We start from the raw sequence: 25,209 nt of genomic DNA on the forward strand, positions 1-25,209 counted from the left end.
TAATAACACTTCCTTATTTTTTATTTCGACAATAAAAGTTTATAGGAAGTGTGTATTATAATAAAGAAGTATCTTAGTCAAATAAGATACTTCTTTCTATTTTATTTAAGTAAAAATTAAATTAATATGATTAGCACTCGTCTGCCACCGTTTTTAGCGGTTTAGTTCTATATCCGAAATACGAACTCTTCCTATATACATAGTTTCAATTACCTCATCAAATAATAAACGAACTTTCATTGATATAATACGAACTTTTGATGTTTTTCATTCATTTTATCATTATTGTTCTGATTCTTGGCTAAGGGAATAGTGGTATAATCAAATGAAATATGTATATATGAATTTGATTTTTTTAGGGGGAAAATATTATGAGTCAGATTAAAAAAGATAATTTTTGGGCTACTTTTATAAGTTGGTTCGTTACATTTACTCTAGGTACTGCTGTGGGTGATTATTTTGGACTTAAAGGAAGAATATTTTCATTAGATACTGTTTTACGTTTTGGAATATTTATGATTATCTTTTTTATTATGCAATTCCTTGTTTCAAAGGTTATATATGTATGGAACAAAAACGTAAATAATAATAAATAGCGAGATATTGCTAACTAAAAACCATTAATAACTAAACTATAAATATATCAGAATATTCTTTTATGTCGACACAAGTAAACCCATATCTAATGATATGGGTTTACTTTATTAAGCGTGTATTGATATTCTGAAAGTAACACAATACCAATTGAGTTACTTTCACATTGAGGCTATTAAGCATTTTAAGTGAATTGTAAATATACTTAAAATGGTAATTATGGTATCATTAAATATATTGTTAGTTGAAATAAGCTCATAGTTTATAACTTTAAGTTTAGCTGTATTAAACATTTATGGACCTTTTACAACCTCAATAGTATTTTATTAAACTATTAATAGTATGTCACCTAACCACTTATATATTCTATTTTATCAGACATATAAAACATATACACCTTGGTAAAAATTTTTCTAAAAACATTTAGATTCTTTTTTCCAATTTAAACAATCATCTTTTGCTGAATTCATTTCTTTTTTAAATTTTTGTATATTGTCATAAGCAACATTATCTTTTATTTTATCAGTATTTAAAGATTCATCTTGTTCGGTTGATTTATTTGTGCCCACTTTCATACTATTACTTCGTCTATTAAATATTTTCATTTTTAATCCTCCTCTTTCTATATTTGTTATTAACAACAGTTTCGGAGCGAACAACTCATTTTAGCATATTTAGAAGCAGGCAAGTCATCAGTAGTTGATGATCTTTCCAAAGCATCAAATTCATCTTCATGTGAAATTACTTTAAGTTCAGCTAGTCCTTCTGCAAGGGCTTCCTTATCTTGTATTTTACGCTCTAATCTACTTAGAATCAATATTATTACCTTTGGTTTTAATATTAGCTGTAATTAAATTAACCTCCGCTGCTACTTCTTAATTTATAAGCTGTCAGGGGTAGCATACACAAAAATGATATTTCGTACGTTAAGGAAACTAAAATGCCATAAATGTAAATACTTTATTCGTTAATTAACGGTAATAATAGTATAATTAAATAAATGTTTTGTGTCGCAACAGTAAGAAAATGCGACATATGAACGATATAAACAACTCAATAAATAGTAATTTCGGGAGGCATTTGATGATAGAAAGAGAAGAAATTTTTGCTTATGTAAAGGAAAAATTTAATACAGAACCAGACTATCCTTGGTTTAAGTATCCAGATTATGCGGTACTTAGACATGATGGTGGCGGCAAATGGTACGGACTAATTATGAATGTACCAAGAATTAAATTAGGTTTAACCGGAACAGGAAGTGCTGAGATATTAGACTTAAAGTGTGCCCCAGTAATAAACAGTTTATTAAGAGGTCAACAAGGGATTTTGCCTGCATACCATATGAATAAAGAACACTGGATTACAATTGTTTTGGATAGCTCTTTTCCTAAAGAGGAAATCTACAATTTAATTAATTTGAGTTATGATTTGACAAAATAGAAATTACTGAACAAAAATATAATTCACAAATTCCAATTTGTAGGGTTGCTATAGTATAATTTTAGATTCTTCAGTTACGTCGTATCTTTCTTTTATGTCGACACAATGAACCCCAAAATCATTAGATATGGGGGTTCCTTGTTAAGGATGTACTAATTGCCCTTACAATGATATTAGCACCTAATAATGTCGTGGAAGTCTGATTTCACATCATTTGTCTTTTTAAACTTTTAAAGTTGGACAACTTTTTATATGGGAATTACAATATTAATAGTATAATTAAGTAAATATTTTGTTTAACAATAGTATTATATAACGTGATAAATATACAATCTTATTAAGTAAACTGAGTAGGAACCTTCATATAGGCCGTATAAATTGATGGGAGATGATTGAATGGCTAGATGTCCGTATTGTGAAAATGAAATGAAAAAAGGTTTCGTTGTTGGTGATCCAAGAGCTGGTTTAATATGGGTAGGAGAAAATCAAAAAAGAAGTATTATACAAAAATTTAACAATGAAAATTGTATTGTGTTAGAAGAGTCAAATATGTTCCATAAAACTCGTCTTATGTCCAATTACTGTGATACCTGTAAAAAGATAATCATTGACATTAAATAAATAATCATCATTTACATAACATTCTTAAACTATATAAATAAATCTGTAAATTTGCTAATTTTTAGGCAAGGAACTTATACTAGATACAGTTAATAACTGTATAAGAAGTCATAAATCAAAAGTTCGTTAAATATTTATTTTTAGCATTAATTTTCACTATATGTTTAATTTAAAAAATAAGACCCCAAAAGTATTGTAAATATACTTTAGTTTTAAGGCGTACATTCTAAATAAATATCCATAATAATACAAAAACAACATTTTTAATAAAAGGGCAACGTCATCTGGAGTAAAGGTGTTTTTTTCCTTTTGGTTCACTATACTGTCTTATTTATCTTGAATATGTTTCGTAATTCAAGATAAATACTTACTAAATTTGTTAAATATAAAACTTATGTAATTGAAAAATTTACTTATTTTCTTTTATTACCCCAAGTCTTGCCCACTGTCCATGCTGCTTTTACTGATCCAAGAATGATAGCTACCAATGCAGATTTATCCATTAGAATCCCTCCTCACCTCATAACTAATTGTAAATTTAACCCAACTATATCATAATACCTATAAATTAAATGGTAGTATAGCACTTTGCCTAAAATTGTTATGCTTAAACAACATATAAATTCTCTCTAAATATTTTAGTTAAAATACAACATAGCATTAACATAAACCGTAGTTAAATAATAACAAATAGCTCAAAAGTGAAAGTAACTCAATAGCAATTGAGTTACTTTCACTTTGAGTCTATAGGCTAGATCTGCATATAGAACAAATACTGTGATTGGTAGACTATTCATTTCTAAAATCCAGCAGATATACCTGCATCGACAATTTGTTTTTCCTCCACGCTACTCCATGAATAGATTTTTGTTTTCGAAGTATCCTTTTTAAAAACAATAAATACTTGATAAGGAAGCACCCCCCCCTTCAATGGATCATAACTTACTTTTATTTTTTTTATTTCGTTTTCCTTATATCCATCTTTAGATAATTTCCATACGGTCGCATATAATATTTTTTCTCTCTCACTTTGCTTTCCTAAAAAAAATAATTTACCTCCCAAAAATAAGCTACAAAAAATTGATGTAATAAAAATTATAATCATTAAGTATTTTTTCATTACATTATCCCCCTTTAGTTTAAAAATTTTAAGAATTTTTTGATATTTTAATAATTAAAATTTCATTTAAATAAGTTATATAATACCATATACTTAAGGTTAAAATGTAAATTATATTCTTCATAGATTAAGATATTATCATAAAATCAAATTTTTATAATTGTATTGAATGTAACTCAGTGTTGATTTGTTACATTGAATGTAGCAAATTCGCTTTGCTCATAAAATCCCCCGGGGCACATGAACAAATTGTAACCACAATTTATTTTGCTAAAATATGTACTCATATTTATCTTGATAATATTACAAAAAATAAACTAAGCCTGAACTTATAATATGAAATGTATCTCAGGCCAACGTGTTCTCTTTTGAGGTGCATAGGTATGAATTAGCACATCAAATAGTGTGTATTTTGCAAATCTATTATTTTAATGCAATACCAATAGATCGAAGTAGTATTCACTATAGCACTTTATTATATTACATGGTTCTTAAATCTCTTTTTTATCTAATTTAAGGTAATCACAGTATACTTAAACACTACTGATGCTTATAATACGCTATCTTATTTTTATAATTTTGGATTCAATTTGTTTTCTTGTTAAATTGTAACCATTTGAAGGTAACCATAATTCATAGTAACTCTTATCTTTTTCATATGAGAATATTATACTATTCGTAACTATATTTTTCTCTTTTAAAATTTTCAGCACATCTTTTGCGTCCGAAATCTGGTCTACACCATTAATTAGGTCTATATATATTTGTATGTATGAAGCATTATTTTTAAACGGTATTGCACCGCTTCCCGTTACACTTTTTATGTGTTTCTGAATAGCTCTACCCTTAAATGCACTTTTAATCTTGGAGTTATATTGCATTACACTTTTGTATTGAATATAATCTTCGGAGATGTTTTCCTTATCTTTAGAAATAACAAAATATGTTCCATCATTTAAGCAAGTCACATCTGAATAATAGTTACCGTATAAAATATTATTTTTTGTAAGTCCTACTTTGAATGACAGTCTAGGATATTTTGTATCCAGATATTTTGTAAACTCACTTCTTATACTCAAAGAATAAATAAAGGCGGCTATTATAACAACGAGTATTATTCCCCCTATTTTAATTAATGCAACTTTCTTTTTAACCATAAAGTCACTTCCTATTTATTTTTTATCTACATACGCGAACTCTAGCTATCAGATAAATATACAAAGAATAAGACTTCAAGTATATATATGGGTTTAAGAAATGATTTTTAATATGATTTCTTATTAAGCTTTGAAATAATATTATATGATGCAAAAAATTTGAAGAGGACAGTTTATGGAATTTGTATTGAAAATTGTATTCATTTTGTTAGGCATCATCTCTTTACTAAGTGGTAAATATCAATCTCTAAAAATCATATTGAACGAATACATGATTAAGAAATAAAATACTATTCCATTTTTGATATCTTTGCTAATATTTCAGTAGATGCTGTTATTTCCTCTAAAGTTGCAGTTATCTCTTCAGTTGCGGCTGCTTGGGAATCAGCAATTAAACTTGAACTGTTAATTACATCTGTAATCTTTATTATGGATTTTTGTATTTCAAGTAGAGTTTTAGATACCTTTTTTGCTGATTCACTACTTAACTGAGACAACTTCTTTATTTCACTTGCAACTACACCAAATCCTCTACCTGCATCACCTGCTCTTGCAGCTTCAATGGCAGCATTTAATGCTAATAAATTCGATTGTGATGCAATATTTTCAATTGCAGATAAAATAGAACCAGTATCCTTGATTTTTTGACCAGCATCAGATGCAGCATTAACTACAATATCGATTGTATCAACTAACTTTTGGGAACCTGTTGCAATTTCCTCTATGCCTATGTTAGATTGTTGCATAGAACTAAATATATTGTTAGTGGCATCATGAATCGCAATGGGTTTTTCCATACTTTTTGCAATACCTACTGCACCAAAAACATTACCATTATTATCAATAAGGGGGTAACATATTGCCTTAAATACTATTCCTAAAACTTCTTTTGGAACTATTATTGTTAGAACCTTTTTGCTTTTCATTGCTTGTAAATAAGGGTCTCCTTCTTGAATTATATCACCGATTTTTAACTTTAAGGGAACTGACTCATGTGGCCAATATGATATAAACTTTGTTCGATCTGTAATTGATATCGCTAAGTCTTCTTGCAATATATCCATAACCAGCGGTAATACTTCTGTAAGTGATTTAATTATACTTTCATCCATAAATACTTTTTACCTCCAATTTTAATTAGCATATTTAGTTAAATTAAACAAAATGCACTATATTTGTATGTACGTTTATTGGTACAATATACTTTAAAATACAGGTAATTGTCAATAAGTAATAATTTACACCAGAGTTAAAACATGTTTAATTGATTTATATAAGATGCCTTATTTGTAAGTCCATGTAATAACCGTATTTTGAAGAAGCGGATACGTTGACCATTTTTGATACTAAATAAACTGTATCATCAAGTTTTATATTATTGGTATGTGCATATCTTAACAAATCACGCAGAGCGGCTGAACAATTTTCTTCTGAATAAAGGAACCGTTTGGTAATGTAACGGCCTTCATTGAGAAAAATTGTTTTGAGTCTTGATATCTTTTGGTCAGAAAATATGCCAAATCCTTTTACCTGAAGCTTTTTTGTCTTTGCATACTCAGATATGGAATATATAGAACACATTACATTGTTTTCACTATTATCTATAGTGATGGTGTCAATAGTATTTCTATTTACATACTTATCTATATCATAAATAGAAATATCCAGTTCAATATAATAAAGATAGCGATTCATGAGATACTGTTCAAATATTTCAATTTTTTCTGGATACTTATCACGATATTTAATATCGGCTATCAAACCATCAGTGATTCTTTTTGAATATTCGAGTTCGGCTATTCTTTTATCCAATAGATCTTTATGCGACTCTAAAATGCTTAACAATTTATCCTTTTCTTTATTTTCATCTATTAATTTTTTTATATTCTCTAACGGAACATACAGCATTTTATTTAAATAGCGAATGATATCGATAATAAAGAATTGCTCATAGTTATAATAGCGATATCTTGTATCAGTATCTGTATAAGAAGGTTTTATTAAATTTATTTCATCATAATGACGCAATGCTTTTGGTGGTATATTCAAAATGCGAGACACTTCGCCGATAGAATATAATTTTGTCATTTTTTTAACACTTCCCTATTGACCTTACCCTTAGGGCAAAGATTATAGTTGTATTATAATTTAATAGTTAAAAAATAGTCAAGTGGGTCGAAGAGATATTTAAAAAGGTATTAATGCTTCCATAATGGAAGCAGCTAAAAATAACTTAGTAAAAGATTATAAGAATGGAGTGTAAATAATGAAAATGGTATCGATTACGATTGATGGCTATAATTTAGAAGTAGACTCAAATAAAAGCGTTTTGAGTGCAGCGTTAGAATCAGACATGTATATTCCTCATTTATGCCATCATCCAGATTTGTCAGATATCGGGGCATGTGGATTGTGCGTTGTAGAAATAGAGGGATGTAACGAGATTAAGAAAGCCTGTACTACTAAGGTGGAAGATGGAATAGTTATACATACCAAAACAGAGAAGTTAAATGCAATGAGAAGGTTGTCAATGGAATTAATGTTGGCTAATCATGTTGATGATTGTACTACTTGCCCAAAATATTTAAATTGTGAATTGCAGTCATTAATTCAGTACTTGGGAGTGAGTACCTCTCGTTTGAAAAGAACATTAAACACTGTACCAGTGAATACTTGTAACCCACTTATTGTACGAGATTTGAATAGATGTGTGTCCTGTGGACGTTGTGTACGAGTTTGCAGGGACGTTAGAGGAGTCAATGTTTTAGATTACGAAGTGAGAGAAGATGATAGAATTATGGTTAATATTCGCAACCATAACTCTTTAGCAAAAGAAAATTGCCGTTTTTGTGGAGCTTGCGTAGAAGTCTGTCCTACAGGAGCATTGCAGGATAAAGAGGGAGTGTTTAAACAGAATTTCAATCGTGAACTGGGTCTTGTTCCATGTAAGGCAGAATGTCCGGCAAATATTGATGTTCCCAAATATATTAGATATATTAAAGAAAAAAAATACCAGGAGGCTATTGCGGTTATTCGTGAAAAGGCACCATTTCCTCATTCATTGGGATATGTTTGCATGGCGTTTTGTGAAAGTGCATGTAGAAGAAAAGAAATCAATAATTCATTATCAATCAGGGAATTAAAGAAATTTGCAGCTAAGCATGATCAGGGATTATGGCGTGATAAAGTTACCTTTAAACCTAAAACAAATAAAAAAGTTGCAGTTGTAGGTAGCGGACCTGCAGGTTTAACAGCAGCATATAATCTTGTAAAATGCGGACATGAAGTTACAGTATACGAAAAATCACCAGTGGCCGGAGGAATGTTATCAACGTGTATTCCAGAATATCGTCTTCCAAGAGAAGCAGTTAAGGCGGAAATTGCGGAGATAGAGCGTGCTGGAGTTAAAATAGTAACTAACACATATGTGTCTTCACTTAAAGATTTAAAAGCTAAAGGCTTTGATAAAATTTTAATAGCAATTGGCGCTGGAAAAGGTGTACGTTTACCAATTGACGGAGCTAATTGTGAAAATGTATATGAAAATATAGATTTTCTACAGAAAGTATCATTTCAAAAGCCTTTACCTATAGGCGAAAAAGTAATAGTTATGGGTGGCGGTAATGTAGCATTTGACTGCGCAAGAGTAGCAAAACGATTAGGCGCAAAAGATGTCACAATTGCTTGTCTTGAAAGTAGAGAGGCTATGACTGCAAGTGCTGATGAAATAGAAGAAGGATTAGAAGAAGGAATTACAATCTTGAATTCAAGAACATTTATGAATATTGAAAATGACGGAACTACTGCATCAGGAGTGAAGTGCCAGGAAGTAGCATCATTTAGCTTTGATGAAAATAAAAGATTGCAGCTTCAAATTGCACCAGATTCAGAATATGTTATCCCAGCAGATACAGTTATCTTTGCTACAGGACAAAGACCAGAAATACCGCAAGGATGGAATGTTCCTACTGGGAGAGGCAATTCAATTACAACTGAAGATGAAATGAAAATAAATGACTGTGATATGTATGCGGTTGGTGATGTAGTATATGGAACCAATTCTGTAATTAGAGCAATTGCAGCTGGACGTAGAGTTGCATCGGCTATAGATGTTGCATTGGGTGGAGATGGAATAATTGAGGACAAATTAACACAAGATGTAATGCCTAACCCATACATAGGTAAAGATGAAAATTTTTTATCTGTTGAAAGAGAAAAAAATGAATGTGAAGCTGTTGAAAGCCGTATTCAAAACTTCAAAGAAGTAAATCATTGTTTAAGTGAATCTTCAGCTTGCAAGGAAGCAAACAGATGCTTGCAGTGTGATTTACGTACACAGATTGCAAGACCAAAATTATGGGCTCAGTACAAGATTAAATAGAAGGAGGTGAAAAAGCATGACATTACGAGAAAGAAGATTATGGAAACAAGCATCTGTGGAAGAAATCAAAGATTTTGTAACTCAGGCATATAATCAAGAGGTAGAAAATCCATGCCCTGTTGATAAAATGAGAGCATTTACTGATAATATAAGACGTACAAGCTGTGGAGAATGTGTAATTTGCAGAGAGGGAATATTGCAGCTTAATGTATTGGCAGAAGGAATTACCCAAGGTACTGGGCGCGATGGAGATATTGAAGTTATAACCGAAGTGTCAGATAATTTAATAATAGGTTCCTGCTGTAATTATGGTAAAGAAGTCGGAAAAATCACTAAAAAGATAATTGAAAGTGATCAGGAGCAATTTGAAAAACATATAAAAAGAAGAAGATGTGATGCTGTAGTATGTAAGAAGTTTTTCAGTTACTACGTTGCACCGGAAAAATGTAACGGTTGCAATAAATGTGTAGATCAGTGTCTTAAAAAAGCAATTGATGGTGGCAAAGATTTGATTCATATAATTGATTCATCTCTTTGTGACAGATGTGGAGAATGCGTAACAGTATGTGAAGCATTCGCAATTCAAAAAGCAGGACCAGTAGTACCTAAAGTTCCAACTAAGCCCATAGCAGTGGGAAGTTTTGACAATCAGCTGCAAAATGGCGGTGGACTTATGACTCGCAAAAGACGTAGAAGAAGTGAATAATGTAAATATAAAAACTTATAATATAAAAGGAGGAAATTAAAATGAGAGAATTTGAAACAGACGTGGTTGTAATTGGAGGAGGAGCATCAGGACTTGCAGCAGCAATTACTGCAGCTGAAAAAGGTGCGCAGGTAATGATACTTGAAAAAGCCAATTCTACAGGTGGATGTGCCAATATGGCTATGGGACTTCTTGGAGTTGAAACAAAACTTCAAAAAGAAAGATTAATTGGTCTTACAAGAGAAGAAGCATTCGAAAAATTTATGGACTATACACACTGGAGATCAGATGCAAAATTAGTTAAGAAATATATTGATAAGTCAGCAGATACAATTGAATGGTTACAGGAAATGGGAGTGGAATTCGCATTACCTTCAAAATATTTCCCAGGTTCAGAAGCAACTTGGCATATTGTTAAGCCTAAAACTGGAAATCCAGGACTACGTGCAGCTGCTACAATGATTAAAGCAATGACAGAAAGAGCAGATGAATTAGGTGTGAAAATCTTATTAGAGACACCCGTAAAGAACCTTATTAAAGAAGATGGAGAAGTTATTGGTATAACAGCCAATGATAAAGATGGAGAATTAGAAGTTTATGCTGGAGCAGTTATTATTTCTACAGGTGGTTTTGGGGACAGCCCAGAGTTCATTAAGAAATACACTCCATATGAATGGGGAAAAGACATATTCTCATATCGTATCCCAGGATTAACTGGAGATGGAATTCAAATGGCATGGGATGCAGGCGCAGCTAAAGATTATATGAGCATGGAACTTGTATTCTTTGCTCCAAATACAGGAGGATATGCACCAATAGAACTACCCTTCCGTCAGCCTAATGTTTTCGTTAATTTAGATGGAAAGCGCTTTTACAATGAAGAAGTTGTTGAGAACCCAGTATTTTCAGTAAATGCTATTTCACGTCAGAAAAACCGTGTTGCATTCTCAATTATTGATGATAAATTAATTGAAAAATATGAAGAAAACGGCTTAGATTTAATTAATGTGGTAACATCTTCTATGGATATGTCATACTTTAATCACGAAAAAGAAGAAGCAATTAAAAACGGAAGTGACGTTTTATTTATTGCTGATTCAATTGAAGAGTTAGCTGAAAAGACAGGTATTGATAAAGAGGGATTAAAAACTACTTTGAAAAATTACAACGAAGCATGCAAAACAGGAGACAAAGACTTTGGCAAAAATCATAAATATATGCTTCCTATTGATGGTTCGAAGTTATATGCTTTGAAATTTGCACCAAGTGCATATGGAAGTTTAGGCGGAATTAAGATTAATGATATGACTGAAGTATTAACCGATGAGTTTAAAGTTATTTCAGGATTATATGCTGCAGGAACTGATGCAAATTCAGTTTGTAATCCTGATTACGTATTTATTTTGCCAGGCAATACTCTAGGATTTGCCGTAAATAGTGGTAGAATGGCAGGTAACAATGCTGTTGAATATATTAAAACAAACCTTGTAGAGGAATAGACAATAGCCCCAAAATGAATGTAACACAATTGTGTTACATTCAAAATATCCACACAACTTAAAAAAGCCACCCTCTATTATTAAGATATGGGGTGGCCTATTTGCGACGAAATAAAAAAACTTGTTATGTTAGGCTCAAATAGTTAATTATATTATCTATACTAACTTGTTTAATGCATTTGTCAATTTAACATTTTCACTGTAATCTACGGGACAATCTATAATAGCAGGAATGTTTTGAGCAAGTGCTTCTTTTAATGTTGGTATTAAATCCTCTGCTTTTGTTATTCTGTATCCTTTTGCCCCCATAGCCTCTGCATACATTACAAAGTCCGGATTTGTAAATCGTACATTCATGTCCTCACCATACCTATCCTCTTGCTTCCATTTTATAAGTCCATAGCAGGCATCATTAAATATCAATGTCACAAAAGGTGTTTTTATTCTTAGCGCAGTTTCTATTTCCTGACTGTTCATCATAAATCCACCATCACCAGTTACTGCTACAACTTTTCTTTGAGGATTGACGAGTTTTGCTGCCACTGCTCCAGGTACTGCAATTCCCATTGAGGCAAATCCATTCGATATTAGGCAAGTATTTGGCTTTACAGCTCTATAATGCCGTGCAATCCACATCTTATGAGCACCTACATCAGAAATAACAATATCATCATCACCCATTACCTTCCTTAAATCATACAATATCTTTTGTGGTTTCATTGGATAGCTAAAATCTTTTGCATAAGATTCATAATTAGCTTCCATCTTTGTTTTTATATGCAGAGCAACCACTGGTTCCAATACCCTATTAGCAAGTGCACTTATTTCATTAATAGAGTAAGATATATCACCCATAACCTCTACCTCAGGTATATAGCATTTATTAACTTCTGCATTTTCCTCTGCAATATGAATAATTTTAATATTTTCATTCTTATTCCATTTTTTAGGATCATATTCAACTATATCATATCCTACAGCAATTACTAAATCTACTTTTTCAAAAAAACAATTTACATAGTCGCGTTGTGCAAGTCCAATACTCCACAAAGACAAGGGATTTTTATATGAAACAACTCCTTTTGCCATAAAAGTGTTAGCTACAGGAATTCTCAGCTTTTCCACCATTTCGGTTAGTGCTTTACTAGCTTTTGAACGTATTATCCCATTACCAGCAAGAATAACTGGGTTTTTAGCATTACTTATAGCGTCTGCAGCTCTTTTAATGCTGCTATATGTGGCATAACTTTTTTCATTATCTCCATGAGCAAGCGGTCTTCCTAGTGCTGGCATTGAGGCTATGTTTTCTGGTAAATCTATATGGACAGCCCCTGGCTTTTCACCTATAGCCAGTTTAAAAGCTTTCCTTATAATTTCTGGTGCTGTATCTGGTCTTACAATCTGTTTATTCCATTTAGTAATTGGTGCAAACATTGAAATTAGATCTAAATGTTGATGAGATACAAGATGCATTCTGTCAGTTCCAGCTTGTCCTGTAATAGCTACCAAAGGGGCACCATCCATATTAGCATCAGCAACCCCAGTCATTAAATTTGTTGCTCCTGGACCAAGAGTTGAGAGACATACTCCCGGAGTACCTGTTAACCGTCCATAAACATCTGCCATAAAAGCTGCTCCTTGTTCATGACGAGTTGTAATAAACTTAATTTTAGAGCCCTTGAGTGCATGTAAGAATGTAAGGTTTTCTTCTCCTGGTATTCCAAATATATACTTAACCCCTTCACTTTCAAGGCATTGTACCATTAGTTCTGATGTATTTAGCTTTTCGATATTCTTCTTTACCTCTAACTTTTGCACTTCATTTCCATGTACATCCATTATTTTTTCTTCCTCCTATATAGTTATGTTTTACATTTGTTATCTTATATTAAATTAATTATGTTTACAATACTATCCTGGTATAAATGTTAAAATATTAAACAATAATATAATTTATTCCAACACATCATCTCTTGATTTACATTCAGATTTTGTTGTATGCCTTTTATCGTTTAACTTTAGTTCTCTTTTTTCCATAATATATAGGAGTGTGTATAATATGCTTAGAAGTCATAAAAAGGAAGCACATAGTAGAAGATTTATAACAGTAGTGACAGAGTAACTACTGTTATTTGGTTAAAAATCTCATTAATTGTGGTGCATTTATTATTATTATTTTCATTATAACAGGACCAAACATTGCAATTAATATAATTGAAAATACAATTTTCTTAAATGTTATATTCAAAGCTTACACTCCTTTGCCACATTAGAACTTCTACGAAATAAGGTAGCTGATTTATAGTTGTTTATATTTGTATCATTTACCATATTATAATAGTTCTAAGTCTTATGCGATACAGGGGTCTTTCCATTTTAAATTTTCCCTGCCAACCAATTAATAAATTGTTGTGCTGTCCTTCCCGAGGCCCCTCCATGTTGCATTTCCCACCTATTTGCTTCTTCACATAATTCTTCCTCGGAAAGTGTAATATTTCCGTGCTTCTTAGCCAGTTCTTTTACAATTTCATCATATTCATCTCGGCTAGGATTGTTATAACCAATAGTAAGACCAAATCGATTTGCTAGCGATAATTTTTCCTGCATAGTATCATTAGTATGGACGTCACCTCTTTCTTCAATATCGTTTCGATCATTCCACGTTTCGCGAATTAAGTGTCTTCGATTAGATGTAGCATATATTAATACATTATCTGGTTTAACTTCCACTCCACCTTCAATCACAGCTTTCAAAAATTTGTACTCTATTTCAAATTCCTCGAAAGATAAGTCATCCATATAAATGATATATTTATAATTTCTATTTTTAATGTGAGCAATTATAGCTGATAAATCCTGAAATTGATGCTTGTAGATTTCAATCATTCGCAAACCACGGTCATAATATTGATTAAGGATTGCTTTTATGCTTACTGATTTCCCAGTACCACTATCTCCATACAATAAAACATTATTGGCTGTCCTTCCTTCTACAAATGCTTCAGTATTCAGAGCAAGTTCTTCCTTTTGAAATTTATACCCCACTAAATCATCTAATATGACCTCATCCATATTGCTAATTGGGTAAAATTCTAACTTTCCATTTGTGTGGCCAACGCGAAATGCTTTATTCAGTCCAAACATTCCAACACCAAAATCCTTATAGAATCCTGTTATAATACAGAATACTTCTTCCTCGTCTTTTGCATTTTCAATGCAACTACTGATATATTGAACTTTCTCACTAACATTTTTATTATACATTCCTGCTTTTTTTACAATAGCTTTATAATTAGAAATAGTCGTAAAACAATCTATATCTAAGTCCTGTTCAATATGCGAAAAATCATAATCAAATAGGTTCTTGAATATTTTAAAATCATTTTTTGCGAAGTGATTCACCGTTCCATCACTTGCTCCTACTTTTTCACATGTAATACTAAAAGAATTTTCGTTGGTGATGAGCAGAAAAACTAAATAATTGTGCCATATATTTTTATCAAACCCATAGTTTGTTGCTAAATCCAAAATACGTTTCATTTCCCTATAAATACGGGTTATAATCTTTTCATTAGTGCAACTCTTTGAGTCATAATCCTCAATAATATCTGCTAAATTACATAAAATGCAGTTATCTCCCAAATCATTATATATGATCAACTTTGAAATTTCTTTATACATAAAATCAGCTCCTTCTATTCTTTATAATTATTCTATTTTGTTTACTAAAAATACTATAGATCAATGCGTGTTTCTGCCACCGAGTAGTATGAAAATCATCGATTTTATCTGGATATAACATGTGATAATACTTATGAACCCACTTGCCATCGCTGTTCCTTTTGTACATTATAAATTTAAATGAACTTCCCCAAGCAATGCTACCATAGCTACTAGTGCTAGTCCTAAATTAATCATCGTTTTTAACAAACACTTATATTTATACATATTATATCCTATTTAACTTATTAAAGGGATTAATATCTATTTTATGCAACAAAATATATCAAAAAAGCTAAAAAGACTGCATTCCTTTAATTTATATTAAAATGAATGTAGCCTTCCCATGTAAATGAGGGTAACATCGGAAGTATGAACTATATTATAAATTCATTTCAGGTAGAAAAAGTATTTTTTATTTAGTAATATCTTCGATCAGTATAAATGATTTCTACTTGATTATATTATTTTTACCGTAAATTTTATATAAAGTTAAAATATGTTTTGTTAATAGTGCAATATAATAATGATGTATGGAAAACACACAATGTCGTGAAAAAATAATTGAACTAAGCCGCTAATAGCGGTGGCAGACAAGTGCTAATTAGGTTAGTTTAATTTTCACTTAAATAAAATAGAAAGAAATATCCTAGTTACTAAGATACTTCTTTCTTATAATGGACACTTCCTATAAACTTTTATTGTCGAAATAAAAAATAAGGGAGTGTTATTATTTATGTCAAAATTAAGAGAAAGATTGAAAATGGATATGGAACTAAGGGGTTATAGCCCTGGAAGCATAAAAGCCTATACCAATCATGTTAGTAACTTTGCTAAATTTTATAATAAATCACCAAAGTTTTTAGGTGAAAAAGAAATACGCGATTATTTACACTATTGTATCACGAAAAAAAAATTAAGTGAATGTACGGTTAATTATATTAACTCAAGCCTTAAGTTTTTTTATACTAAAACGTTAGATAGGAATTGGAACAGTAATAAAATTGTGGAAATTATAATTAATAACCTTAATGTTAAAGCAAATTTCAGAAAGAGGTGAATGATTGAATCTCCATAGTAGAGTTAACGCGGCATCGTTCAATAGTTCGTTATACGACTTATGAATGATGTAAAACAACTCAGCAAAATCAACTACATCTAATTGGTCAATATAGAAATGGATTTACATCAATACTGTTGCACCATTCAAGTCTTTCTGAACAAAAATACGAAAGTGAAAAAAGTTGCAATAAATATAAAAATCTCAAATATAAATAAAAACTTTATCAAAAAAATATATTGGGATGAGAAAAATGAGGAGTATAAGAAAAAATGCTCCTCATTTCTATTATAGAAATATTAATATCAGTGTATTTGGATTAAGTAAAAAAAACAATTATTGTTGACTATGCAACAATAATGCGTTATACTTATATTGTTGCATAGTCAACAAAAACATTTTACTTGTATTTGTTGAAAGGAAGTGAACAAAAAACATATGTTGTATTCAGAATTATTACTTGATCAATTTACAGAACTTTTTGAAAAACACGATGTATTAGATAAATTAAACTCAAGAGAAATTTTATATAACTATGGACATTCGGAAATCCACTGCATTCACCTAATAGGTAAATTAGAACAGCCAAATGTTACAAAAATATCATTAAAGTTAAAAATGGATAAAAGTGCTATTAGTAGAATAGTAAAAAAATTATTAAATAATAGAGATATTGAAAGTTACCAATTAGAATGTAATAAAAAAGAGATTTATTACAAATTGACCCCAAAAGGTCAAGAATTATTTGATGAACATTTAAAAATACATTTTTCTGGGAGAGAAAGAGATAAAAAGTTTTTTGAAGAACTTGATGATATTGATTCCCACATTGTAAGCAAGTCCCTAAGTAAATATATCAAATACTTAGAAATTCAAATAGAGAAATTAAAATAAGGAGTGATAAATTTTGTTAATAGATTTAAGCGTAAAGATTACCAAAGAATCCAATAAAAATGTTTTAAATAATGATGAGGCAAAAATGGCTTCATTCGGTCATTTGGGAACTCATTTTGATGTAATGGACAAAGAGTTTCAACTAGAATATACAAAGAGGGACGCTATAGTATTTGATGTAAGTCAGATATTAGATAAAGACATTGATGTATCAGATATAGATATCAATTTAGTGAATGAAAATATGTTTGTTGCTTTTTACACAGGATATATAGAAAAAGAAGGATATGGTACAAAAACTTATTTCACATCACATCCACAGTTATCGGATGAATTAATTACTCAGTTGGTTAATCGTAAAATTTCAATTATTGGTATAGATTTTGCGGGAGTAAGACGTGGTAAAGACCATACAACTAAAGATCAATATTGTGCAGATAGAGATGTATTTGTTATTGAAAATTTATGTAATTTAGGTAAAGTTTTAAATCAAAAAAAATCAATTAAATTCACGGCTAATACATATCCAATTAACTTTGCAGATATGACAGGATTACCTTGTAGGGTAGTAGCTGAGATGGAATAAATATTATAATGAAATATTTAAGTAAAATGTAGTAGAGGAGAGTGAAACGATGAGAAAGAATTTTGGAGCAAAACCGTACACATTACCGCAGCCGGTTTTTATCATTTCAACCTATGGCGAAGACGGTACACCAAATGCGATGCTTGCCGTATGGGGAGGTATCAGCAATGAAACTGAGATATCAATATGCCTCAGTTCACAACGTAAGACTGTGAAGAATATCCTTGACCGTGGGGCGTTCACTGTTAGTATGGCAGATGCGGCTAATGTTGCAGCCTGTGACTATGTAGGAATTGAATCTGGTAATAAGGTGTCTGACAAATTCGAAAAAGCTGGCTTTCATGCGGTGAAGTCTGAGTTTGTAGATGCACCTTTGATTGAGGAACTGCCAATGGCTCTGGAGTGCAGAATTAAAAGTTACGACGAAGAGACCTGGAGAATGGTGGGAGAAATCGTTAATGTCAGCATAGATGAGCGTATTCTGGGAGAAAACGGGAAGGTATCACTTACGAAGTTTGACCCGATTATTTACGATTGGATGAGTAAGGATTACCTGAAAGTCGGAGAAAAGGTCGGCAATGCGTACCGTGATGGATTGGCACTAAAATAATAGACCAAAGCTGTGTAAATTCAAAAAAGAGAGGCAATGAAGTGTTCAGAACTGGTTGCAGAGTAGATTATCAGATGAGCAGTCTAAAAAATTGAGTATGCCTTAGTGTTAATAATCCCTACAAGGAATAAAATTTTACTTGTAGGGATTTTTATTCTATCATGGAGGTCATTGTGAAAAAAATACAAATATAAGTAATAAGAATTATTTCTTAAATCCATATATACTTGCTGTGAACCCAATTAGCATAATAACAAATCCTGCAATATCAAAATAAAAGACGTCACTAATAGCATCGAAACCTCCTCCACCCATTGCTATGACTGCAACTCCAAGAATGGTAATTTCCAAACCTATCAACATTATTTGCCATGGGGTATTGTGTTACATTAAGAATATCAACATTTGCTTAATAAAGTAAACCCATATCTAATGATATGAGTTTACTTGTGTCGACATATAAGAAAGTTGCGAACTACTTAAATTTTTCTGGATTTGTTACTCTCGTAGATAAAATGTAACCACATTCTGTACAAATCTCTGCAATTATTTCTGAACCCAGAGAAAAGGTTTTATCTATCGGGTACATTTTTCCTTGTGCATATTGCTTTCCCTTGCCAATTTCTTTACATCCACAAATAGGACAAATGTTATTATTTTCCATGAAATTCTCCTCCTATTTTTCTTAAACAATGGTTTACGAGTATTACATAATACATTTATTCAATTATATCCTATTGCCTTATCCAAGAGTCAGAATAATAATGAAAAAACGTTAAAAGTTCGTGTTATATCAACTTAAAGTTCGTTTATTTTATAGCGAGGTCATGGAATCTAGTTATATAATAAAGTTTATGATAGCCTTATATAATATTTAGTTTAATTATTTTAAGTTATCTTTAGCGTATTGAGCCTCTGATGGTGTAAATTTATCACCTGCTGAAGATATCAATTGATCATAAACTGCACTTGGAGACATTTCCTTATTACACGCTTTACAATTAACTAATGTACTCATGTTAATATATCCCCTTAAATTTTTGAGAGATCTCACGGAAACTCCTTAAATAAAAACCATAAACCATTGCTGAAGCCGAATGAGATTTTTTAGCATGTTCATATCGAGAATATTGTATGCCTTTTTGCTATTTTAATATTATAATGTAACTTTATTTAATTTCATTAATGATCTATCTATATTTCTAACATATTTATTTTTTGAATAGCCTAGAGCCAGCGCACCAACAATTATATTATCTTTTGGAATTTCTAAATATCTATAAATATCCAAATTATTTTCTGAAGCCTTTATGAAATATCCTGGTATAAAACTGCCAATTTCAATTCCTCTTGCCATATCCATGCAATTTCCTAGGGCCAGAATTCCATCTAGTTCTGTATAAGCAACATTTTTAGGGCCATAAAGGATTAATAAATTCTTTGAATTGAAAAATACACGATCCTCGTTAATTTCATTGGCATCCACTATTCCTTGAAAGCTTCTTAATAGTTTTCCTGCATCTTTGATTTTATTTGGTGCCATCCACTTTAATAGTCGTAGCATAAAGGGATGTTGCAATTGCTTAATTGTCTTTTTTAAATAAACTGATGTTATATTAGATAACTCAGCTATTAATTTAGAATCATTCGTGACAACCGCCTTAATATTATGCTGGTTATGAGCACTTGGAGCATTTGAACCAGCTTCAATAATCAAATTCATATCTTCATCACTTATTTCTTTGTTAGTAAATTGTCTAATTGAGTGACGATTCTTGTAAAATTCTATTAATTTATCTCTTTCAATAATTGGTTCTTTTGGGTTAACCCTATCATTTTCTTCTTTATAATTTAAGTTTTCATTTTTTATTGCATTTTGAGGACATACACTTATACATTGTCCACATGCAAAACATAAACTAGAATTATTGATTTGTGGAACCTGATCTTTTTTAGTTTGTCTAAAAATATTCTCTGGACATACATTTTTGCAACTACCACATTTAATACATTTTGAAGCATTAATCTCAATTTCCATATTTAAAACCCCTCTATTTTATAATTTTGGTGTTTTCATATCATTATTTTATATCATAAAATTTGAAGTGCTTATGCTCATTTTCTGCTTTATATCATAACCAGTCATGTTATTGGTCATAAGAAAACCAAGTATTGTAAATTCAGTCATTTAAATTGTCTCCTAATATAATTCTATTTTCTTAATATCTCGTTGATATATATCGTATCGATATATTATGCTATAATTTTATAGTATACACATATTATTCTTTTGTATATACATTTTTAATTTGATTTATATATTGGAACTGTAGGTTACAGTACTGAGCATACTGAACTTTCAGAAAAGGTACCATTTCATTAGATGAACTATTGTCTTTTAATTCTAAACTGTTAGAAGCCGATGTGAATCTAATTGATAAGTTGGAATTTCAGAAACTCCATAAATTAAATATTTTTAAATTTAGGTTGAATTTATCCTAAAAGTAATATAATAATGTATGACAATTAAAATTATACGAGGAATATATATGTTAGTAAACAGTCAAAAGATGGTTTCGATATCAGAAGCTAATCAGAATTTTTCTAAAATAGCAAAGTTAGTAGATGAGGACAAATCTGTAGTTATAATGAAAAACAATAAACCTAAATATATTCTTTTAGATTTTGATAAATTTAGCAAAGGGTCAATATCAGAGGAAGAAAAACTAGAGACAATTGCCGATAGAATATTATTTGAAAATTTAGATGCCTTTAAAGAATTAGCTAAATGAAATATATGTAATGTTAATTTTATTAGAATATAATGAAATTATATTATCATTTACACAAAATGAATTAATAGATTTAGGATTAGGTATAGCCAAAGGAGAAATCAAACAGAAGAATATATACGAGTGGATAAAAAAGCATAAAACAACTAAAAAAGAAGGTACCATTATATATACTATGTACCCTCTTCATCCTTTTTAGCTAATGTATTACTTCGACTTTTAATTTTGCATTTTGTAGGTCTCATTAATCAAATAATATCATAACATTAAATTATTCAGTGCATGTCCAACTTTTACTCCTAATAAAAATATTAAAGCACCTACACCTATAATCAAACAAGCTTTAATAAAGGGGTTGTCATTAATGAAAGATATAATATGAAAAAAAAATTTATTTTTTACCATTAATAAATCCAACAACAACACCTCCGACAAATATTGTACCCGCAACTACATAAGGAGTTGCTTTGGCAGCGCCTACAGCAACAAGCCAAGACCATATTCCACCATTAATTTCCGATAAATCACTTTCATTAAGTTCAATTAAATTATTCATAAGTATAAATTCACTCCCAAATTAACGTTTGTCATAAGCACTTCTTAATTCTTTGCCAACTTCAACACCTAGCTTAAACACTCCAACACCAGCGGTTATAATACCACATGCTAATAAAAAGCTACCACCATCAATATTTTCAAGTTCATTTGTTTCTAAAGTTTCAAAATTACGGTTTAATTCCACAATATCACCTCTTTTTAGATAAAATTATACAATATACGATTAATTTTACAATGTAATCATAGCATAATTTATCATAATTTGCTTTAATTATGATGAATTAATCATAATTAGATTGTGAGGTGCATAATGAAAAATATATTTAAAAAGTATTATTGTATTAAGCAACATGACTATAAAGATTGTGGTTGTGCTTGTCTAGCAACAATATGTAAGACAAATGGTTTAAAATATCCAATGTCTAAAATAAGAGAGGCATCTGATACAGATAAAAAGGGGACAAGCGCTTTAGGAATAATTAAAGCGGCAGAGCAATTAGGCTTTTCTGCTAAAGGGGTTAAAACTAATAAACCAGAATATATATTTAGTGGTATCCCGCTACCAACTATTGCGCATGTAGTTATAGATAAAGCTTTATTACACTATGTGGTTATACATAAAATAAGCGAAAATGAAATGAACTTAAGGGAGTATTTTCAAGTTGTTATTAGATGATATAGTACCAAATAATCTAACTCAATCATTACATATGTTTTCAATTGGATTTATTATTTTAATTACATTTAAGGTTATTACAAATGCATTTAGGTCAACGTTTAAATATTCCATTAATGCTTGGATATTATGACCATGTAATTAATTTACCAATGAACTTTTTTGGAACTAGAGAAGTTGGAGAAATCATATCAAGATTTAATGATGCGTCTAAAATAAGAGATGCTATTTCAGGGTTAACTCTTACTATGATGATAGATGTTTTTATGGTTATAATAGGTGATATAGAATTTAAAGATTTGGATTTTAAATATGGGACAAGAAGTCTTATATTAAAAAATATAAATCTAAAAGTTAAATCTGGAGAAAAGATAGCTTTAGTTGGTGAAAGTGGTTCTAATTTTTCAGGAGGACAAAAGCAAAGACTATCAATAGCAAGGGCCATACTTAGAAAGCCTGAAATCCTTATTATGGATGAAGCAACAAGCAATTTGGATTCAATAACTGAAAGAGCTATTGAAAAAGGCGAAATTATAGAAAGCAGTTCTCATACCGAACTTATAAAACAAAAGGGGAAGTACTCTGAGTTATGGAGAGAACAACTTCCTGATAGTTATGCAGAAGAAATGGTAGCAGCTACGGAGGTAGAAACAAATGATATTAATAATTTAGGTAAACTAAAGAAAAGCATTGCTGATGATACTAACTATTTCAAAGGTAGTAAAGAAGAAAAAGAGTATTATTATAAATATGAAAGTTATATTCTTGGTAATACGGTGTCAGTTGAAGATAAAACTAATTTAATAAACTCTAAAAATGATTCAGTTAATCAAATAAATCATTTAGAAAAATTAATTAGATCAATCGAAGATAATAAAAATTATAATGCAAAAGACAGTATTTATAATGAGCAGTTTAATAATTATCAAATTTCAAGAAAATCTATAGATGATAAAATACAACAATTAGTAATAAGCAAAAAAGTATTACAAAATAAAATAGGGTCTGATGATGCAATATCCGAAATTGATGCTGAAATACAAGATAATAAGAATGGGTTAATTAAATTAGAGAGTGATATTAAATTGGAGGCTAGGAAGTCAATCAATGAATTAAGGGGACAACTAAAAACTACTAATAGTAATGTAATTAAATTTGATGAAGGAGTAAATTTATCAAAAGAAAAAAACAAAATAACATTACTAGCTCAAATAGAGGAAAAGTTAAATTCAAATGCTTACAAAGTTGAATTAATTATACCTGATAAAGATATTGCAAATATAAAAGATGGACAGGAGATTAAATATAGTTTTACTTCATTACCATATAATGAATATGGATTTTTAAAAGGTAGTATGGAAAGCATAAGTGTTACTTCTCAAACGGATAGTGAAAAAGGTGTTGTTTTTTATAAAGGAGAAGGAATATTAAAAAATAACATTCTATATAGTCATAAAAATGAAGAAGCAGTAATAAAACCAGGCATGACATGTGAAGCAAGAATAATTACGCGAAGAGAAAATATGTTATATTATTTATTAGAAAAATTAAATCTTAAAGATTAATGAGGGTGTAAATTATTTTGTGTATTCTCTTTCTTTAAGCAAAATAATTTACACCCTCCATCAAATTAAAGAAATAGTAAATGCAAATTCTTCATTTACTATTGTAAACAAATTATATTATTATTCTTCACCACAAATGTCTCCAATCATTTCTAAAACTACATGTCTATTAATAGGCTCACCTTTATATACACCAGTTACACTACATAAACTTTGACAGCCGACAATCTGTACATCCTCATGAATAAATTCTGGTTCGTCAATCATTGCTACTAATTTTAAATTAAGATCTTCTGTTGGAATAGAAATACTAACTACTTTAGGATAATGTCTTCCTGTTTTGCTACTTGTCCAAATTTCATCATAAGTAACATCTGGGATTACATTTAATTGTGTACCATTTTTATTTATAATAGTAGCAAAAGCATATCTTCCATCATTTGAATAGTTATCCCAAAGAGAAATTGCTCCACTATTATCATCATTAAGAGTCATACCAAGCCATAGCCAAGAAGGTGGAACTACTCCGGACGCATCAGGTGCAAAAGATTCTGCATCTAATTTATGTGACCATTGTCTATCAAACCATGCAGTTGCATTCTTTATTTTATGTTCCTTACCTTTAATAGTAAATGTTCCTTCTATACTCATGTTAGGGAAAGAAAATTGAAGTGAATCAGTACCCATAAAATTTAATAAACCTGTTGTTCCATTGTAAAGCACTTCTTTTTTAGGAGTTAAGATAACATCTAAATTTCCATCTGCCACTTCAAGTTTTAATGCCATTTTGTTGTGATCTCCAGAAAGCACACCTAAAGATGAATATACATGCATTTTTTCAGCATCTGTTCCATTTTTTTCAGACTCTGGTTCAGTTATATCATTGTTAATCCAAATGTTTTCAGTACCATTCATTAATAAAAATTCTGCTGTAACCATTTTACCTGCTGGACCTGCATTAAAACTTTGTTGATGCCACATAAAACCTAATTGTTGTCCTTCACATTCAAAATTACTAATAACATACCATGAATCTATGCTACTCTTAAGCTTTGCAGGTAAATCCTTCTTATAATCCACATATAGTGGTATTCCTTTGTTTGTCATAAAATTCTTTCTCATTTAAATACACCTCTTCTTAATCATATTTTTAAGTAATTATTGAAATTTTCACCAAGATTGCAGCCTCACATTAAAGTTATAATATATTAATATTGATAGCTTGAATGT

27 protein-coding genes and 2 pseudogenes are annotated in these 25,209 nt (G+C 30.3%); 14 read left to right on the top strand and 15 right to left on the bottom strand.

The window, feature by feature from the left end:
- The first annotated feature begins 371 nt into the window (after positions 1–371).
- Complete coding sequence (locus tag KPL44_RS16145) at positions 372–596, top strand: hypothetical protein (protein WP_216252378.1); 225 nt, start codon at positions 372–374, stop codon at positions 594–596.
- 411 nt (positions 597–1,007) lie between these two features.
- Here KPL44_RS16145 and KPL44_RS16150 read toward each other — a convergent pair whose 3' ends face one another.
- Positions 1,008–1,199: a hypothetical protein gene (locus KPL44_RS16150; RefSeq protein WP_216252379.1), complete on the bottom strand. Its 192-nt coding sequence runs from the start codon at positions 1,197–1,199 to the stop codon at positions 1,008–1,010.
- A gap of 29 nt (positions 1,200–1,228) precedes the next feature.
- Entirely contained in the window at positions 1,229–1,411 is a 183-nt protein-coding gene (locus tag KPL44_RS16155; RefSeq protein WP_216252382.1) for a hypothetical protein, read from the bottom strand.
- Positions 1,412–1,677: 266 nt separating this feature from the next.
- On the opposite strand from KPL44_RS16155, the gene KPL44_RS16160 reads away from it, so the two are divergent.
- Positions 1,678–2,034, top strand: a complete 357-nt coding sequence (locus KPL44_RS16160; RefSeq protein WP_216252384.1) for an MmcQ/YjbR family DNA-binding protein — start codon at positions 1,678–1,680, stop codon at positions 2,032–2,034.
- Positions 2,035–2,430: 396 nt separating this feature from the next.
- On the top strand, positions 2,431–2,655 hold the full coding sequence (locus tag KPL44_RS16165) for a PF20097 family protein (RefSeq protein WP_216252386.1): 225 nt from the start codon (positions 2,431–2,433) through the stop codon (positions 2,653–2,655).
- A 799-nt stretch (positions 2,656–3,454) separates the two neighbouring features.
- Here KPL44_RS16165 and KPL44_RS16170 read toward each other — a convergent pair.
- From KPL44_RS16170 to KPL44_RS16185, 4 genes are all read right to left on the bottom strand, one after another.
- Positions 3,455–3,775, bottom strand: coding sequence for a DUF3139 domain-containing protein (locus KPL44_RS16170; protein ID WP_216252388.1), 321 nt, complete (start codon positions 3,773–3,775; stop codon positions 3,455–3,457).
- A gap of 560 nt (positions 3,776–4,335) precedes the next feature.
- Positions 4,336–4,932 carry a hypothetical protein gene (locus KPL44_RS16175; RefSeq protein WP_216252390.1) on the bottom strand — a complete coding sequence of 199 codons (597 nt, stop codon included), beginning with the start codon at positions 4,930–4,932 and terminating at the stop codon, positions 4,336–4,338.
- Between the two features lie 290 nt (positions 4,933–5,222).
- Positions 5,223–6,044: a methyl-accepting chemotaxis protein gene (locus tag KPL44_RS25830; RefSeq protein ID WP_216252392.1), complete on the bottom strand. Its 822-nt coding sequence runs from the start codon at positions 6,042–6,044 to the stop codon at positions 5,223–5,225.
- A gap of 157 nt (positions 6,045–6,201) precedes the next feature.
- Positions 6,202–7,020, bottom strand: a complete 819-nt coding sequence (locus KPL44_RS16185) for a MerR family transcriptional regulator (protein ID WP_216252393.1) — start codon at positions 7,018–7,020, stop codon at positions 6,202–6,204.
- Between the two features lie 178 nt (positions 7,021–7,198).
- Here KPL44_RS16185 and KPL44_RS16190 point away from each other — a divergent pair, with 178 nt between their 5' ends.
- Genes KPL44_RS16190 through KPL44_RS16200 form a run of 3 tightly spaced genes read left to right on the top strand, consistent with a single transcriptional unit; the run spans position 7,199 to position 11,518 of the window.
- Positions 7,199–9,313, top strand: a complete 2,115-nt coding sequence (locus KPL44_RS16190; RefSeq protein ID WP_216252395.1) for an FAD-dependent oxidoreductase — start codon at positions 7,199–7,201, stop codon at positions 9,311–9,313.
- Positions 9,314–9,329: 16 nt separating this feature from the next.
- A complete protein-coding gene (locus KPL44_RS16195) occupies positions 9,330–10,019 on the top strand; it encodes an NADH-ubiquinone oxidoreductase-F iron-sulfur binding region domain-containing protein (RefSeq protein WP_216252397.1) in 690 nt (229 codons plus the stop codon).
- A 41-nt stretch (positions 10,020–10,060) separates the two neighbouring features.
- A complete protein-coding gene (locus KPL44_RS16200; RefSeq protein ID WP_216252399.1) occupies positions 10,061–11,518 on the top strand; it encodes an FAD-dependent oxidoreductase in 1,458 nt (485 codons plus the stop codon).
- Between the two features lie 156 nt (positions 11,519–11,674).
- Here the strand turns inward: KPL44_RS16200 and KPL44_RS16205 are convergent, their stop codons facing one another.
- Together KPL44_RS16205 and KPL44_RS16210 are read right to left on the bottom strand one after the other, a co-directional pair.
- The gene (locus KPL44_RS16205) at positions 11,675–13,357 is read right to left on the bottom strand and encodes an acetolactate synthase large subunit (RefSeq protein WP_216252401.1); all 1,683 of its coding nucleotides are present in this window, start codon (positions 13,355–13,357) and stop codon (positions 11,675–11,677) included.
- 537 nt (positions 13,358–13,894) lie between these two features.
- Positions 13,895–15,199: an ATP-binding protein gene (locus KPL44_RS16210; RefSeq protein WP_216252403.1), complete on the bottom strand. Its 1,305-nt coding sequence runs from the start codon at positions 15,197–15,199 to the stop codon at positions 13,895–13,897.
- A 775-nt stretch (positions 15,200–15,974) separates the two neighbouring features.
- Here KPL44_RS16210 and KPL44_RS16215 point away from each other — a divergent pair.
- From KPL44_RS16215 to KPL44_RS16230, 4 genes are all read left to right on the top strand, one after another.
- Positions 15,975–16,298: a site-specific integrase gene (locus tag KPL44_RS16215; protein WP_216252404.1), complete on the top strand. Its 324-nt coding sequence runs from the start codon at positions 15,975–15,977 to the stop codon at positions 16,296–16,298.
- Positions 16,299–16,736: 438 nt separating this feature from the next.
- Positions 16,737–17,192 (top strand): MarR family transcriptional regulator, encoded by a 456-nt coding sequence (locus KPL44_RS16220; RefSeq protein WP_216252405.1) that lies wholly within the window; start codon positions 16,737–16,739, stop codon positions 17,190–17,192.
- Positions 17,193–17,205: 13 nt separating this feature from the next.
- The gene (locus tag KPL44_RS16225; protein ID WP_216252406.1) at positions 17,206–17,778 is read left to right on the top strand and encodes a cyclase family protein; all 573 of its coding nucleotides are present in this window, start codon (positions 17,206–17,208) and stop codon (positions 17,776–17,778) included.
- A 49-nt stretch (positions 17,779–17,827) separates the two neighbouring features.
- Positions 17,828–18,388 carry a flavin reductase family protein gene (locus KPL44_RS16230; RefSeq protein WP_216252407.1) on the top strand — a complete coding sequence of 187 codons (561 nt, stop codon included), beginning with the start codon at positions 17,828–17,830 and terminating at the stop codon, positions 18,386–18,388.
- Between the two features lie 204 nt (positions 18,389–18,592).
- Here the strand turns inward: KPL44_RS16230 and KPL44_RS16235 are convergent, their stop codons facing one another.
- The 4 genes and pseudogenes from KPL44_RS16235 to KPL44_RS16250 form a co-directional block, all read right to left on the bottom strand.
- The gene (locus tag KPL44_RS16235) at positions 18,593–18,751 is read right to left on the bottom strand and encodes a hypothetical protein (protein ID WP_216252408.1); all 159 of its coding nucleotides are present in this window, start codon (positions 18,749–18,751) and stop codon (positions 18,593–18,595) included.
- Positions 18,752–18,863: 112 nt separating this feature from the next.
- Positions 18,864–19,052: a transcription initiation factor TFIIIB gene (locus tag KPL44_RS16240; RefSeq protein WP_216252409.1), complete on the bottom strand. Its 189-nt coding sequence runs from the start codon at positions 19,050–19,052 to the stop codon at positions 18,864–18,866.
- 219 nt (positions 19,053–19,271) lie between these two features.
- Positions 19,272–19,367: pseudogene (locus KPL44_RS16245) on the bottom strand (Ltp family lipoprotein); the annotation flags it as partial.
- A gap of 177 nt (positions 19,368–19,544) precedes the next feature.
- Complete coding sequence (locus KPL44_RS16250; RefSeq protein WP_216252412.1) at positions 19,545–20,426, bottom strand: nitroreductase family protein; 882 nt, start codon at positions 20,424–20,426, stop codon at positions 19,545–19,547.
- A gap of 511 nt (positions 20,427–20,937) precedes the next feature.
- Here KPL44_RS16250 and KPL44_RS16255 point away from each other — a divergent pair.
- On the top strand, positions 20,938–21,180 hold the full coding sequence (locus KPL44_RS16255; protein WP_216252413.1) for a type II toxin-antitoxin system Phd/YefM family antitoxin: 243 nt from the start codon (positions 20,938–20,940) through the stop codon (positions 21,178–21,180).
- Between the two features lie 10 nt (positions 21,181–21,190).
- A complete protein-coding gene (locus KPL44_RS16260) occupies positions 21,191–21,379 on the top strand; it encodes a type II toxin-antitoxin system death-on-curing family toxin (protein WP_216252416.1) in 189 nt (62 codons plus the stop codon).
- A 192-nt stretch (positions 21,380–21,571) separates the two neighbouring features.
- Here KPL44_RS16260 and KPL44_RS16265 read toward each other — a convergent pair whose 3' ends face one another.
- Complete coding sequence (locus KPL44_RS16265) at positions 21,572–21,736, bottom strand: class IIb bacteriocin, lactobin A/cerein 7B family (protein ID WP_216252418.1); 165 nt, start codon at positions 21,734–21,736, stop codon at positions 21,572–21,574.
- Positions 21,737–21,757: 21 nt separating this feature from the next.
- Complete coding sequence (locus KPL44_RS25835; RefSeq protein ID WP_216203388.1) at positions 21,758–21,922, bottom strand: class IIb bacteriocin, lactobin A/cerein 7B family; 165 nt, start codon at positions 21,920–21,922, stop codon at positions 21,758–21,760.
- 126 nt (positions 21,923–22,048) lie between these two features.
- On the opposite strand from KPL44_RS25835, the pseudogene KPL44_RS25840 reads away from it, so the two are divergent.
- Together KPL44_RS25840 and KPL44_RS26215 are read left to right on the top strand one after the other, a co-directional pair.
- A pseudogene (locus KPL44_RS25840) lies at positions 22,049–22,701 on the top strand (cysteine peptidase family C39 domain-containing protein); the annotation flags it as partial.
- Positions 22,681–23,979, top strand: a complete 1,299-nt coding sequence (locus tag KPL44_RS26215; RefSeq protein WP_407935022.1) for an ATP-binding cassette domain-containing protein — start codon at positions 22,681–22,683, stop codon at positions 23,977–23,979. The pseudogene KPL44_RS25840 and the gene KPL44_RS26215, both read left to right, overlap by 21 nt.
- 120 nt (positions 23,980–24,099) lie before the next feature.
- Here KPL44_RS26215 and KPL44_RS16285 read toward each other — a convergent pair whose 3' ends face one another.
- The gene (locus tag KPL44_RS16285; RefSeq protein ID WP_216252419.1) at positions 24,100–25,101 is read right to left on the bottom strand and encodes a lipocalin-like domain-containing protein; all 1,002 of its coding nucleotides are present in this window, start codon (positions 25,099–25,101) and stop codon (positions 24,100–24,102) included.
- Between the last annotated feature and the right edge of the window lie 108 nt (positions 25,102–25,209).

The organism is Clostridium sp. DSM 17811 (assembly GCF_018861905.1).
In the GTDB taxonomy this organism is placed as follows: domain Bacteria; phylum Bacillota; class Clostridia; order Clostridiales; family Clostridiaceae; genus Clostridium_AD; species Clostridium_AD frigoriphilum.